General features: G+C 63.6%; 21 protein-coding genes. 1 reads left to right on the top strand and 20 read right to left on the bottom strand.

Features of this window, described 5'->3' with window-relative positions; all coding sequences use genetic code 11:
* Positions 1-114: 114 nt before the first annotated feature.
* Positions 115-2,241, top strand: a complete 2,127-nt coding sequence (locus ACZLIF_RS03910; protein WP_128988937.1) for a TonB-dependent receptor — start codon at positions 115-117, stop codon at positions 2,239-2,241.
* A 64-nt stretch (positions 2,242-2,305) separates the two neighbouring features.
* Here ACZLIF_RS03910 and ACZLIF_RS03905 read toward each other — a convergent pair whose 3' ends face one another.
* From ACZLIF_RS03905 to rplP, 20 genes are all read right to left on the bottom strand, one after another.
* Entirely contained in the window at positions 2,306-2,812 is a 507-nt protein-coding gene (locus ACZLIF_RS03905; protein ID WP_053519753.1) for a disulfide bond formation protein B, read from the bottom strand.
* Positions 2,813-3,043: 231 nt separating this feature from the next.
* Complete coding sequence (gene rplQ / locus ACZLIF_RS03900; protein ID WP_053519752.1) at positions 3,044-3,427, bottom strand: 50S ribosomal protein L17; 384 nt, start codon at positions 3,425-3,427, stop codon at positions 3,044-3,046.
* A gap of 191 nt (positions 3,428-3,618) precedes the next feature.
* Entirely contained in the window at positions 3,619-4,617 is a 999-nt protein-coding gene (locus tag ACZLIF_RS03895; protein WP_004145453.1) for a DNA-directed RNA polymerase subunit alpha, read from the bottom strand.
* 55 nt (positions 4,618-4,672) lie between these two features.
* Positions 4,673-5,302: a 30S ribosomal protein S4 gene (rpsD, locus tag ACZLIF_RS03890; RefSeq protein ID WP_004145446.1), complete on the bottom strand. Its 630-nt coding sequence runs from the start codon at positions 5,300-5,302 to the stop codon at positions 4,673-4,675.
* 15 nt (positions 5,303-5,317) lie between these two features.
* Positions 5,318-5,707, bottom strand: a complete 390-nt coding sequence (gene rpsK, locus ACZLIF_RS03885) for a 30S ribosomal protein S11 (RefSeq protein ID WP_004145443.1) — start codon at positions 5,705-5,707, stop codon at positions 5,318-5,320.
* Between the two features lie 11 nt (positions 5,708-5,718).
* Positions 5,719-6,075: a 30S ribosomal protein S13 gene (gene rpsM / locus ACZLIF_RS03880; RefSeq protein WP_004154500.1), complete on the bottom strand. Its 357-nt coding sequence runs from the start codon at positions 6,073-6,075 to the stop codon at positions 5,719-5,721.
* A gap of 347 nt (positions 6,076-6,422) precedes the next feature.
* Positions 6,423-7,790, bottom strand: coding sequence for a preprotein translocase subunit SecY (gene secY, locus ACZLIF_RS03875; RefSeq protein ID WP_005415420.1), 1,368 nt, complete (start codon positions 7,788-7,790; stop codon positions 6,423-6,425).
* Positions 7,791-7,797: 7 nt separating this feature from the next.
* Positions 7,798-8,241: a 50S ribosomal protein L15 gene (gene rplO, locus ACZLIF_RS03870; protein WP_053519751.1), complete on the bottom strand. Its 444-nt coding sequence runs from the start codon at positions 8,239-8,241 to the stop codon at positions 7,798-7,800.
* Positions 8,242-8,247: 6 nt separating this feature from the next.
* Entirely contained in the window at positions 8,248-8,439 is a 192-nt protein-coding gene (gene rpmD, locus ACZLIF_RS03865) for a 50S ribosomal protein L30 (RefSeq protein ID WP_004145412.1), read from the bottom strand.
* Positions 8,432-8,974 (bottom strand): 30S ribosomal protein S5, encoded by a 543-nt coding sequence (rpsE, locus tag ACZLIF_RS03860; protein ID WP_005408213.1) that lies wholly within the window; start codon positions 8,972-8,974, stop codon positions 8,432-8,434. The genes rpmD and rpsE overlap by 8 nt, the downstream gene beginning before the upstream one ends.
* A 160-nt stretch (positions 8,975-9,134) precedes the next feature.
* The gene (rplR, locus tag ACZLIF_RS03855) at positions 9,135-9,488 is read right to left on the bottom strand and encodes a 50S ribosomal protein L18 (RefSeq protein ID WP_053519749.1); all 354 of its coding nucleotides are present in this window, start codon (positions 9,486-9,488) and stop codon (positions 9,135-9,137) included.
* Between the two features lie 31 nt (positions 9,489-9,519).
* Complete coding sequence (gene rplF, locus ACZLIF_RS03850) at positions 9,520-10,044, bottom strand: 50S ribosomal protein L6 (RefSeq protein WP_053519748.1); 525 nt, start codon at positions 10,042-10,044, stop codon at positions 9,520-9,522.
* 18 nt (positions 10,045-10,062) lie between these two features.
* A complete protein-coding gene (gene rpsH / locus ACZLIF_RS03845; protein WP_005415417.1) occupies positions 10,063-10,461 on the bottom strand; it encodes a 30S ribosomal protein S8 in 399 nt (132 codons plus the stop codon).
* Positions 10,462-10,718: 257 nt separating this feature from the next.
* On the bottom strand, positions 10,719-11,024 hold the full coding sequence (gene rpsN, locus ACZLIF_RS03840; RefSeq protein ID WP_053519747.1) for a 30S ribosomal protein S14: 306 nt from the start codon (positions 11,022-11,024) through the stop codon (positions 10,719-10,721).
* 18 nt (positions 11,025-11,042) lie between these two features.
* Complete coding sequence (gene rplE, locus ACZLIF_RS03835) at positions 11,043-11,585, bottom strand: 50S ribosomal protein L5 (RefSeq protein WP_053519746.1); 543 nt, start codon at positions 11,583-11,585, stop codon at positions 11,043-11,045.
* Between the two features lie 11 nt (positions 11,586-11,596).
* Positions 11,597-11,914: a 50S ribosomal protein L24 gene (gene rplX, locus ACZLIF_RS03830; protein ID WP_053519745.1), complete on the bottom strand. Its 318-nt coding sequence runs from the start codon at positions 11,912-11,914 to the stop codon at positions 11,597-11,599.
* Positions 11,915-11,930: 16 nt separating this feature from the next.
* On the bottom strand, positions 11,931-12,299 hold the full coding sequence (rplN, locus tag ACZLIF_RS03825; RefSeq protein WP_010483978.1) for a 50S ribosomal protein L14: 369 nt from the start codon (positions 12,297-12,299) through the stop codon (positions 11,931-11,933).
* 12 nt (positions 12,300-12,311) lie between these two features.
* A complete protein-coding gene (gene rpsQ, locus ACZLIF_RS03820; RefSeq protein ID WP_053519744.1) occupies positions 12,312-12,581 on the bottom strand; it encodes a 30S ribosomal protein S17 in 270 nt (89 codons plus the stop codon).
* Positions 12,582-12,592: 11 nt separating this feature from the next.
* On the bottom strand, positions 12,593-12,778 hold the full coding sequence (rpmC, locus tag ACZLIF_RS03815; protein ID WP_004154487.1) for a 50S ribosomal protein L29: 186 nt from the start codon (positions 12,776-12,778) through the stop codon (positions 12,593-12,595).
* Positions 12,778-13,191, bottom strand: coding sequence for a 50S ribosomal protein L16 (gene rplP, locus ACZLIF_RS03810; RefSeq protein WP_053519743.1), 414 nt, complete (start codon positions 13,189-13,191; stop codon positions 12,778-12,780). Before rplP ends, rpmC begins: the two co-directional genes overlap by 1 nt.
* Positions 13,192-13,194: the final 3 nt, after the last annotated feature.

Genomic DNA, 13,194 nt, shown 5'->3' with positions numbered 1-13,194 from the left:
AGCAGCCACAGACCGCATGGCCGGAGGCACCGCCACAGGCGCATGATCTGTTACGGAGTAACACTCACCGTCATGGATCGGCCCCCTCCCCGCCCCAGGCTCCTGCTCTCTCCCATGAAGCCCTCACGCCTCGCTACCGGCATCACCTTCGCCCTGGCCCTGGCCAGCACGCCCAATCTTGCCGCGGCCGCGGATGACGCCGGGCCCGCAGTAAAGAACCTGGATGCGGTCACCGTCAGCGCCCACCTCGACCAGGCCCGCAACGCGCTGTCGCCGGACATCGGCAGCAGCCAGTACCAGATCACCGCAGAGGACATCCAGAAGCAGCCGCTCGGCGCCTCCGCCGCACTCAGCCAGGTGCTGCTGCAGGCCCCGGGCGTGGTCCAGGATTCCTACGGCGGTGTCCATGTGCGTGGTGATCACGCCAACCTGCAGTACCGCATCAACGGCGTGCTGCTGCCCGAATCGATCTCCGGCTTCGGCCAGACCCTGGATGCGCGAACCATCAGGAGCATCCGGCTGATGGATGGCGCACTGCCGGCGCAGTTCGGCGAACGCACCGCCGCAGTGGTGGACATCACCACCCGCAGTGGCGCCGAACTGGGCAACGGCGGCAGCGCCGGACTGACTGCCGGGTCGTTCGGCAAGGTCAATCCCAACGCCTCCTGGTGGGGCAACCAGGGACGCTGGAGCTGGTTCCTGACCGGCAACTACGACCAGAACGAGGTCGGCCTGGAGAACCCGACGAACTCGCGCCGGCCGCTGCACGACGACACCCACCAGGGCAAGGCGTTCGCCGACCTCACCTATCTGCTGGACGAGAACACGCGCGTGAGCGTGTTCGCCGGCATTGCCAACAACCGCTTCCAGATTCCGGTAAACCCGGGCCAGACACCGCAGTTCGGCTACCTCGATACCTCCACGTTCGACTCCAGCCAGCTGGATGAGACCCAGCGCGAGACCACGCGCTTCGGCATGCTGGTGCTGCAGGGGACGCTGGGCGCCAGCGCGTACCAGCTGTCGGCCGGCCAACGCTACAGCGATGTCGGGTTCAATCCCGATGTGGCGGGCGATCTGGTGTTCAGCGGTGTTGCTTCACAGGTGCAGCGCAGCAACCGCGCCAACACCGTGCAGGCCGACGTTTCCACCCCGCTGGGCAGCGATCACACGCTGCGCTATGGCCTGTACGGCAATCATGAGACCGCGCGGGCCCACAGCAGCAGCTGGGTGTTCCCGGTTGACGACGCCGGCCAGCAGGCCAGCACCACGCCCCTGATGATTCCCGACCAGAGTGCTTTCCACGCCAGCACGCTGGCGCTCTACGTGCAGGACGAGTGGAAGATCGGAGACGACTGGACGGTCAACTATGGTCTGCGCGGCGACCGCTACACGGCCTTCGGACGCACCGAAGGCCAGCTCAGCCCGCGCCTGGGCGTGGTCTGGAATGCCAGCGACAGCACCACCCTGCACGCAGGCTATTCGCGCTACTTCACGCCACCGGCCAGCGAGCTGATCGCCCGCGACGACATCACGCTGTACGACGGCACCAGCAACCAGCAGCCCAGCGATGGCAACGCCACGCCACTGGCCGAGCGCAGTGACTACTACGACATCGGCATCTCGCAGCAGATCGGCGAGCACCTGACACTCGGCGTGGATGCGTATGACCGGCGTGTCGCCCGCCTGCAGGATGAAGGCCAGTTCGGCGCCGCCTACCTCTATTCAACGTTCAACTATCGTCGCGGCCACATCCGCGGCCTGGAGTTCAGCGCCGACTACAGCGACGGACCGTTCAGCGCCTACTTCAACGCTGCATACAACAAGGCGATCGGCACCCAGGTGATCACCGGCCAGTACAACCTCGACCCGGACGCCCTGGCCTACGTGGCCGACCATTGGATCCACCTGGACCACGACCAGAAGCTGACCTCGTCGGGCGGTGTCAGCTATGCCTTCGCCGGACACAACCGGATCGGTGCCAACTACGTGTTCGGCAGTGGCCTGCGCTCGGACACCGAAAGCGTACCCAATGGGGGCGAGCTGCCGTCCTACCTGCAGGTGAACCTCAGTGCTGGCCACGATTTCAACCCCGACAGCGGCCATCCGCTGCATGCACAGCTGGCGTTGGTCAACGCGCTGGATCGCAGCTATCAGCTGCGCGATGGCGGCGGCGTAGGCGTGTTCGCCCCCCAGTGGGGGCCGCGACGCGGCGCCTATCTCAGCCTGCAGCAGGATTTCTGATCGATGTCGCTGCCCCCCGGCAGAGCCGAGCCCATGCCCGGCTCTGCTGGGGCGCGTCAGTTACTCAGCGCCTGACCCTGCGCAGCGGCACCAGCAGTGCCCACAGCCCCAGCAGCACGAACCACACGCCCGACCACATCGGCATGGTCAGTCCGAGGAAGGTCCAGTCGATGTTGCCGCAGTTGCCGGTACCGGTCAGCACCGTGCGGAACACCTCGAACGGGCCCATGGTCTCGCGCAGGAAGCTCAGCGGCGGGCCACAGGTGGCACCCATTTCCGGCGGCAGCATCTGCACGTAGACATGGCGCGCGGCGATGCCGACGCCGACGGCTGCCGCAATGAAGGCAAGGATGCCGTACGTCACCCGTCCCGGCCGGTTCGACGGGCCGTGCAGTGCGCCCAGCAGGAACAGCAGGCCGAGCGCGGCAAAGGCCAGCCGCTGGAAGATGCACAGCGGGCACGGCTCCAGCCCCATCTTCAGCTGCAGGAAAATCGCATAGCCCAGCAGGCCCACGCAGATCAGGAAGCCCAGCAGGAACTGGGCGCGGAAGGGCCAGCGCAGAGGATTCATCGTGAATGCTCGAATGGATCAGGCGCCAAGCGTAACCGACCGCGCCTGCCATTCGAACCGCTGCCGGTGACGCTCGTCGGAACGGTGCGGGCCACTTCCCTTCGCAGGTAGCGCCGGGCCATGCCCGGCGAGTGCAGCGGAAACGTAAACGCCGGGCATCGCCCGGCGCTACCAGAACGCAAAAGCCCGGCAGATGCCGGGCTTTCACTGTTTCGCGTTGGAGCGGTCCGATTACTCGGCCACTTCCTCGGCCACGGCCGGACGGTCGACCAGCTCGACATAGGCCATCGGAGCATTGTCGCCGGCACGGAAGCCGCACTTCAGCAGACGCAGGTAGCCGCCCGGACGGTTCGCGTAGCGCGGGCCCAGGATGGTGAACAGGTTGCCCACGGCTTCGTTGTCACGCAGACGGGCAAAGGCCAGACGGCGGTTGGCAACGGAGTCGACCTTGGCCAGGGTGATCAGCGGCTCGGCGACGCGGCGCAGTTCCTTGGCCTTCGGCAGGGTGGTCTTGATCAGCTCGTGCTTGAACAGCGAGGCGGCCATGTTCTTGAACATCGCTTCGCGGTGGGCGCTGGTACGGCTGAACTTACGGCCAGACTTCTGGTGACGCATGGTGATATTCCTTGGTTAATGATGTGGCTGTGTGGATCGTTGTCGCCATCCTGGCGTTGCTGCACGGACTGCGGATGGTCCTGGCCGCCCGTCCTGGACGACCTGCCCGCGAACCTGCGGTTCGTCATGGCATCTTGCGGTGAAGGCTCCACCGCTGACGGTGGAGCCTTCGGGTACAGCAGGAGGCTTTATCAGCCCAGCATGCCGTGGCTGGCGACGCCGGCCGGCGGCCAGTTCTCCAGCTTCATGCCAAGCGACAGGCCACGCTGGGCCAGCACTTCCTTGATCTCGGTGAGCGACTTCTTGCCCAGGTTCGGGGTCTTCAGCAGCTCCACTTCGGTCTTCTGGATCAGATCGCCGATGTAGTAGATGCTTTCAGCCTTCAGGCAGTTGGCCGAACGCACGGTCAGTTCCAGATCGTCGATCGGGCGCAGCAGCACCGGATCCACGCCGTTGTTGGCCGGCTTGGCCGCACCGCGGTCGCGGTGGGTGAAGTCACCGAACACCGACAACTGATCGCTGAGGATGTCGGCGGCGGTGCGCACGGCTTCCTCGGCATCGATGGTGCCGTTGGTCTCGATATCGATGACCAGCTTGTCCAGGTCGGTACGCTGTTCGACGCGGGCCGCTTCCACGGCATAGGCGACGCGGCGGACCGGCGAGAACGAGGCATCCAGGACCAGGCGGCCGATGGCACGGGTTTCTTCGTCCGGACGACGACGCGCAGCAGCCGGCTGGTAGCCGAAACCACGCTCGATCTTCAGACGCATGTTCACTGCCGTATCCTTGGTCAGGTGGCAGATCACATGGTCGCCGTTCAGGATCTCCACATTGTGGTCGACCTTGATGTCGGCAGCGGTGACAACGCCCGGGCCCTGCTTGGACAGGGACAGGGTGGCGCTGTCGCCGGAGTGCATACGGATGGCCACGTCCTTCAGGTTCAGCAGGACTTCGAGCACGTCCTCCTGCAGACCTTCGACCGTGGTGTACTCATGCAACACGCCGTCGATTTCGACTTCCGTGATGGCGAAGCCCGGGATGGACGACAGCAGCACGCGACGCAGGGCGTTGCCCAGCGTATGCCCGTAACCCCGCTCCAAAGGTTCGATAACGACCTTTGCACGGGTGTCGGTAAGGCGTTCGATCTGCGGACCGCGAGGACGCAGAACCTGGTTGGCGGTAACCGTCATGTTGCGGGTTCTCCTAGTGAACCCCCGGCCGTCGCCGGGGGCTCTCCAATGTGAATTACTTCGAATACAGCTCGACGATCAGCGCTTCGTTGATGTCCGCAGGCAGATCCGAACGATCCGGAACCGCCTTGAAGATGCCGGTGAACTTGCCGGAATCCACTTCAACCCACGACGGGCTCAGGTCATGCTGTGCGGCGACGGTCAGGGCTTCCTGGACGCGCAGCTGCTTGGCAGCCTTCTCGGACAGCGCGATGGCATCGCCAGCCTTGACCTGGTACGAAGCCAGGTTGACCGACTTGCCATTCACGGTGACGCCGCGGTGCGACACCAGCTGGCGGGCAGCCGGACGGGTCACGGCGAAGCCCATGCGGTAGACGACGTTGTCCAGGCGGGTTTCCAGCAGCTGCAGCAGGTTCTCGCCGGTGTTGCCCTTCTTGGTCGAGGCCTTCTTGTAGTAGTTGCGGAACTGACGCTCCAGCAGGCCGTAGATACGCTTGACCTTCTGCTTTTCACGCAGCTGGGTGGCGTAGTCGGACAGCTTGCCCTTGCGGGCAGTGGCGCCGTGCTGGCCGGGCTTCTGCTCCAGCTTGCACTTGGAGTCCAGCGCACGCGCCGGGCTCTTCAGGGACAGGTCGGCGCCTTCGCGGCGGGCGAGCTTACAGGTAGGACCGATATAACGAGCCATTTCTTATCGCTCCCTTTAGACGCGACGCTTCTTCGGCGGACGGCACCCGTTGTGCGGGATGGGCGTCACGTCGATGATGTTGGTGATCTTGTAGCCGACGTTGTTCAACGAACGCACGGCCGACTCACGGCCCGGACCCGGGCCCTTGATGCGGACTTCCAGCGACTTCACGCCGTAGTCCAGCGCAGCACGACCGGCCTTCTCGGCAGCCACCTGGGCAGCGAACGGGGTCGACTTGCGCGAACCGCGGAAGCCAGCGCCACCGGAGGTCGCCCACGACAGAGCATTGCCCTGGCGGTCGGTGATGGTGACGATGGTGTTGTTGAACGAAGCGTGGACGTGGGCAACGCCGTCAGTGACGACGCGCTTGATCTTCTTCTTGGTCTTAGCAGCGGGCTTAGCCATTTCTCAGTCCCTTACTTCTTGATCGCCTTGCGCGGACCCTTGCGGGTGCGGGCGTTGGTACGGGTGCGCTGGCCACGCAGCGGGAGGCCACGACGGTGACGCAGGCCGCGGTAGCAGCCCAGGTCCATCAGGCGCTTGATCGCGATGCCGATCTCACGGCGCAGATCGCCTTCCACGATGTACTTGCCGACTTCGGCGCGCAGGCGCTCGATTTCCGGCTCCGACAGATCGCGGATCTTGGTGGTCGAAGCGACGCCTGCGACTTCGCAGACCTTCTTCGAACGGGTACGGCCGATGCCGTAAATGCTTTGCAACCCGACCCAGACATGCTTCTGGGCTGGCAGGTTGACGCCTGCAATACGCGCCATGACGCGGTTCTCCAGCTGAGTGATGGCCGACAGCGCGCCTCGGGCACGCCAATCCGGCAGGATGGATCAAAAAAGTGAACTAGCGATACTAACAAGGTTCCGGTTTACATGGAAGCCCGTGAAACCAGAGGTTTCATGAACCCGGCCTGGGGAGTGTGCCCAGGCTCCGGCGCCGGATGGGGTTGATCCCGGGAGGTCTCCCGGGGCCGCCCGCGCTACTCCTGCGCGGGACCACCTCATCACACCCCCACCCGGAACCGCTGCGGGGGCCGCCCTTCGTTTGTGTGGCCGGAGTCCGCGAAGCGGAGGGACCATCACGTCAGGAAGACGAAAGTATAACAGGCGAATCAGCCGCGGGCAAAACCGCCGCGGTTGCCACCCTTCAGGTTGGCCTTCTTCAGCAGGCTCTCGTACTGGTGGGACATCAGGTGCGCCTGCACCTGGGCGATGAAGTCCATCACCACCACCACCACGATCAGCAGCGAGGTACCGCCAAAGTAGAACGAGGCGTTCAGCTGCGTGCGCATCAGTTCCGGCAGCAGGCAGACGATCACTAGGTAGGCCGAGCCGGCTGCGGTCAGGCGGGTCAGCACGCCGTCGATGTAGTCGGCGGTGGCCTTGCCCGGACGGATGCCCGGAATCAGCGCGCCCGACTTCTTCAGGTTGTCGGCGGTTTCCTGCGAGTTGAACACCAGCGCGGTATAGAAGAACGCGAAACCGGTGATCAGCGCAGCGAACACGATCATGTGCAGCGGCTCGCCCGGACCCAGCGCGTTGGCGACCTTCTGCAGGACCTGGCCGAAGCTGCTCTGGTTGGCCGCCTGGCCGGACCACATGGCCAGGGTGGCCGGGAAGGCCAGCAGGCTCGAGGCGAAGATCGCCGGGATGACGCCGGCCATGTTGAGCTTCAGCGGCAGGAACGAGGTCTGGTTCATGTACGCATTGCGACCGCCCTGGCGGCGCGCGTAATTGACCGTGATCCGGCGCTGGCCGCGCTCGACGAACACCACGAAGAAGGTGAAGGCGAGAACGACGATGGCGATCAGCAGCAGCTGGATGAACTGGATGTTGCCGTCGCGGTAGGCATCGAAGGTATGGATGACCGCGCCCGGCAGGCCCGCCACGATACCGGCGAAGATGATCAGCGACACGCCGTTGCCGATGCCGCGCTCGGTGACCTGCTCACCGACCCACATCAGGAACATGGTGCCGGCGGTCAGCGCGACCACGGCGGTGAGCACGAAGCCCATGCCCGGCGCGTACACGACCGGAGCGCCCGACGGCGAGACCTGGCCCTGCAGGGCCAGAGCGATCGAACCGCCCTGCACCACTGCCAGCAGCACGGCGCCGATGCGCGAATACTGGGTGATCTTGCGGCGACCGGACTCACCTTCCTTCTGCATCGCCTTCAGGGCGGGGAAGATGTGCACGGCCAGCTGCATCACGATCGATGCCGAGATGTACGGCATCACGTTCAGCGCGAAGATGCTGAAACGGTGCAGGGCGCCGCCCGAGAACATGTTGAACATGTCCACGATGCCGCCGCCCTGCTGTTGCATCATGGCAAGCATGGCATCGGGATTGACGCCCGGCACCGGCACGTAGCAGCCGATGCGATAGACGATCAAAGCCCCGACGACGAACAGCAAACGTTGGCGAAGTTCAGTGAACTTGCCCATTCCGCCCGCGAGGTTACCGATGCCAGCTTGCGCCATGATTTTCTTACTCCGTTACGCTGCCGCCGGCAGCTTCGATCGCAGCCTTGGCACCGGCCGTGGCAGCAACACCCTTCAGGGTGAACGCCTTGGTCACTTCGCCCTTGACGACGACCTTGGCCTTCTTGGCAGTGCTCGGGACCAGCTTGGCGGCACGCAGGGCGGCGAAGTCGATCTCGCCGGCCGGCAGCTTGTCCAGCTGGTACAGCAGCACTTCAGCGGTGTCCTTGGCGATCGGCGAACGGAAGCCGATCTTCGGCAGACGACGCTGCATGGGGGTCTGGCCGCCTTCGAAGCCGGCCTTGATCTTGCCGCCACCCTTGCGGGCGAACGAACCCTTGTGGCCGCGGCCGGCAGTCTTGCCCAGGCCCGAGCCGATACCGCGACCGACGCGGGTGCGCTCGGTACGGGCGCCCGGTGCCGGGCTCAGTTCATTGAGACGCAGAGTCATGATCGATTACTCCTCAACCTTGACGAGGTAGTGAACGGTATTGATCAGGCCGCGAACCTGCGGGCTGTCCTTCAGTTCACGCACATCGTTGAGCTTGTTCAGACCCAGGGCACGCACCGACAGGCGGTGACGCGACTGAGCACCACGCAGGCCGCGCACCAGGCGCACCTTCACAGTCTTGTTGGACTCATTAGCCATGGTTGAGTTCCTCCACCTTCTTGCCGCGCTTGGCCGCGATGCGGGCCGGCGACTGCGCTGCAGACAGGCCCTTCACGGTGGCACGCACCAGGTTGATCGGGTTGCGCGAACCGGTGGCCTTGGCCAGCACGTTCTTCACGCCAACCGCTTCCAGGACGGCGCGCATGGCACCGCCGGCGATGACGCCGGTACCTTCCGAAGCCGGCTGCATGAACACGCGGGCTGCGCCATGACCATCCTTGATGGTGTGCCACAGGGTGCCGTTGTTCAGGTCAACGCTGACCAGGTTCTTGCGGGCCTGTTCCATCGACTTCTGGATGGCGACCGGCACTTCGCGGGCCTTGCCATAACCGAAACCGACCTTGCCTTCGCCGTCGCCGACCACGGTCAGGGCGGTGAAGGTGAACTGGCGACCACCCTTGACGGTCTTGCTGACGCGGTTGACCGCGACCAGCTTTTCGATCATGCCGTCGTCGATCTTCTCTTCGCGGTTACGGTCGCGATCGCGACCCCGCTGCTGACGCTCTTCTGCCATGTTGATTCCTTGGTTGTTGGGTATGTACGGCTCAGGGCCGCTTATGGTTGTGGAATGACGCGTCGTTCCGGTGGGCCACTACAGAAGAATGGCGCCGTCCAGCCTCGCTCAGGCTGGCGAGCAGGCGGACAGGGGGCCATCGGCCCCCTGCCCCGATCCCTTAGAACTGCAGGCCGGCTTCGCGGGCAGCCTCTGCCAGGGCCTTGATACGGCCGTGGTAACGGTAACCCGAACGATCGAAGGCAACCTTCTCGACGCCGGCGGCCTTGGCACGCTCAGCGACGATGCGGCCAACCTTGGCGGCGGCATCGACATTCTTGCCGCTCTTCAGGCCTTCCTTGACGTCGGTCTGGGTGGTGTTGGCGGCAGCCAGCACCTTGGAACCGTCGGCGGTGAAGACCTGGGCATACAGGTGCTGGCCGGTGCGCAGCACCGACAGGCGGGCGACGCCGAGCTCACGGATGTGGGCGCGGGTCGACTTGGCGCGACGCAGGCGGGCGATGTTCTTGTTCATGATGTTTTTCCTATGAAAGCGGAAGCGCCTATTAGGCCTTCTTGGCTTCCTTACGGATGATGACTTCGTCGGAGTACTTCACGCCCTTGCCCTTGTACGGCTCCGGCTTGCGGAACGCACGGATCTTGGCGGCAACTTCACCGACGGCCTGCTTGTCCGCGCCCTGGACCAGGATCTCGGTCTGGGTCGGGGTGGACAGCGTGATGCCTTCCGGCGCCACGAACACGACCGGGTGCGAGAAGCCCAGCGACAGGCTCAGGTCCTTGCCCTGCATGGCAGCGCGGTAACCCACGCCGACCAGCTCCAGCTTGCGCTCGAAGCCTTCGGACACGCCCTTGACCATGTTGGCCAGGATCGCACGCACGGTACCGGTCAGTGCGACCAGTTCGACGTTCTCGGTGCTCAGGGTGGCAACGCCGTTGTCGACGTTGATGGCAATACCGGCCGGCTTGGCCAGCGACAGGGTGCCCTTCGGGCCCTTGGCGGTGACGCTTTCCGACTGGACGTTCAGTTCAACCTTACCCAGGTCGATCGGCTTCTTGGCTACGCGGGACATAGTTCTACTCCTTTCGCCTTAGGCCACGAAGCACAGGACTTCGCCGCCGACGCCCAGCTGGCGCGCCTGCGCATCAGTCATGATGCCCTTGGAGGTGGAAATGATGGAGATGCCCAGGCCGTTCATGACCTTCGGCAGCTCGCTCTTGCCGCGGTACTGGCGCAGGCCCGAACGCGAGAAGCGCTTCAGGGTCGCGATGACCGGCTTGCCTTCGAAATACTTCAGCACGATTTCCAGCTCGGCCTTGTTGTTCTCCAGCTGGGTAACGCGCAGGTCGGTGATGTAACCCTCGTCCTTCAGGACCTGGGCGATCGCAACCTTGATCTTGGACGACGGGGCTTTCACCGTCTGCTTGCCAACCGCGGCCGCATTCTTGATGCGGACCAGCAGGTCGGCGATGGGATCAGTCATGCTCATATGAGTACCTTTGAGTGCACCGATATCCGCTTTCGCGAAAATCTGTTGTCTCCTGGAAACGGGCCAGGTCCCTTGATGCAGCGGACCTGCGGCCCGCCCTACAACCCCGTCTGCACAGGGCAAGACGCGGGAGTATACGCCAAAAGAGCCCGACTTGCGTCGGGCTCTTCGGGTTTTTTGCGAAAGGGAGGCTGAATGCCTCCCCTCCCCGGTTCAGGAACCCCCGGAGGGACGCCTGATCGCAGGACCGGCTGGGATTACCAGCTGGCCTTGCGCAGACCCGGGACGTCGCCACGCATGGTGGCTTCACGCAGCTTGTTGCGGCCCAGGCCGAACTTGCTGTAGACGCCACGCGGACGGCCGGACAGTTCGCAGCGGTTGCGCTGGCGGCTCGGCGACGAATCGCGCGGCAGCTTGGCCAGCTTGGCAGCAGCTTCGATCTTCTCGTCGTAGCTCGCGTCCACCGAGGACACGATCTTCTTGAGAGCAGCACGCTTCTCAGCGTACTTCTTGGCCAGCTTTTCCCGCTTGATGTCGCGGTTGACCATGGAGGTCTTTGCCATTTCGGTTTCCTCGACGGATCAGTTACGGAACGGGAACTTGAACGCTGCCAGCAGCGCCTTCGCTTCCGCGTCGGTCTTCGCAGTGGTGGTGATGGCGATATCCATACCGCGGATCGCGTCGACAGCGTCGAAGTCGATTTCCGGGAAGATGATCTGTTCCTTCACACCCATGTTGAAGTTGCCGCGACCGTCGAAGGAACGACCGGAGACACCACGGAAGTCGCGCACGCGCGGCAGCGAGATGTTGATCAGGCGATCCAGGAACTCGTACATCTTGTGGCGACGCAGCGTGGTCTTGCAGCCGATCGGCCAACCATCACGGATCTTGAACGACGCAACCGAAATACGCGACTTGGTGACAACCGGCTTCTGGCCGGAAATCTTGGTCATGTCGCCGACGGCGTTTTCCAGGATCTTCTTGTTGGTGGCCGCTTCGCCGACACCCATGTTCAGGGTGACCTTGACGAGCTTCGGCACTTCCATCGGATTGGTGTAGCCGAACTGCTTCATCAGCGCCGGCACCACTTCGTCCTTGTAGAACTTTTCGAGACGGGAAGTCATCTTCTCATTCCTCAGGCGTCGAGCGCCTCACCGCTGGAGCGGAACACACGCAGTTTGCGTCCATCCTCCAGCACCTTGAAGCCAACGCGTTCGCCCTTGCCCGAAGCCGGGTTCAGCACATTCACGTTGGAGATATGGATCGAAGCTTCACGCTCGACCACGCCGCCGGCAACGCCTGCCTGCGGGTTCGGCTTGGTGTGGCGCTTGACGATGTTCACGTTGGCGACGACCACACGGTCGCCGTCGACGCGGACGACTTCGCCCTGCTTGCCCTTGTCCTTGCCGGTGTTGACGACGACCTGGTCGCCCTTCTTGATACGGTTAGCCATGATTATCTCCTGTCGCTCACAGCACTTCGGGAGCGAGCGAGACGATCTTCATGAACTTCTCCGAACGAAGTTCACGGGTCACCGGCCCGAAGATACGGGTACCGATCGGCTCCTGCTTGTTGTTCAGCAGGACGGCAGCGTTGCCGTCGAAGCGGATCAGCGAGCCGTCGGCGCGACGCACACCCTTGCGGGTACGCACCACGACGGCGTCATACACTTCACCCTTCTTGACCTTGCCGCGCGGAATCGCATCCTTCACGGTGACCTTGATGATGTCGCCGATGCCGGCGTAACGGCGCTTGGAACCACCCAGCACCTTGAAGCACATCACCTGCTTGGCACCCGAATTGTCCGCGACGTCAAGGTAGCTCTGCATCTGGATCATGATTCAGACTCCTTATTCAGCCGCACGCGTGATGACTTCCACCACGCGCCAGTTCTTGGTCTTGGACATCGGAGCAATCTCGGTCACGCGGACGACATCGCCTTCCTTGCAGGCGTTGTCGGCATCGTGGGCGTGCAGCTTCGTCGAGCGCTTGATGTACTTGCCGTACAGTGCGTGCTTGACCTGACGCTCAACCAGGACGGTAACCGTCTTGTCCATCTTGTTGCTGACGACACGGCCTTCGACCGTGCGCAGCGTCTTGTTTTCAGTATTGTCGCTCATAGCGGCCATCCTTACTTCGTGCTGCCGAGCAGGGTCTTGACGCGAGCAATCTCGCGACGGACCCGGCGGATGTCGTGGGTCTTCGGCAGCTGGCCGGTGACCTGCTGCATACGGACAGAGAACTGTTCCTTACGCAGGTCGATCAGGTGGGCCTTGAGTTCGTCAGCCGACTTTTCACGGAGAGTTTTGATATCCATCAGCGCACCGTACGGGTCACGAAAGTGGTGGTGACCGAGAGCTTGGCGGCGGCCAGGCGGAACGCCTCGCGAGCCACTTCCTCGGAAACACCCTCGATTTCATAGATCATGCGGCCGGGCTGGATCTGGGCCACCCAGTATTCCACGTTACCCTTACCCGAACCCATTCGAACTTCGATGGGCTTCTTGGTGATGGGCTTGTCGGGGAACACGCGGATCCACATCTTGCCGCCGCGCTTGACGTAGCGGCTGATCGAGCGGCGAGCCGCTTCGATCTGACGCGCGGTCAGCTGACCGTGTGCGGTTGCCTTCAGGCCGTATTCGCCGAAGCTGACAGCGTTGGCGCTCCAGCTCAGGCCTTCGTTACGGCCCTTGTGTACCTTGCGGTACTTGGTTCGCTTGGGTTGCAACATTGT

This window comes from Stenotrophomonas sp. 2201_Sma (assembly GCF_056486685.1).
Note: the sequence above shows the minus strand (reverse complement) of the source record. Positions and strands in the feature narration are given on the sequence as shown.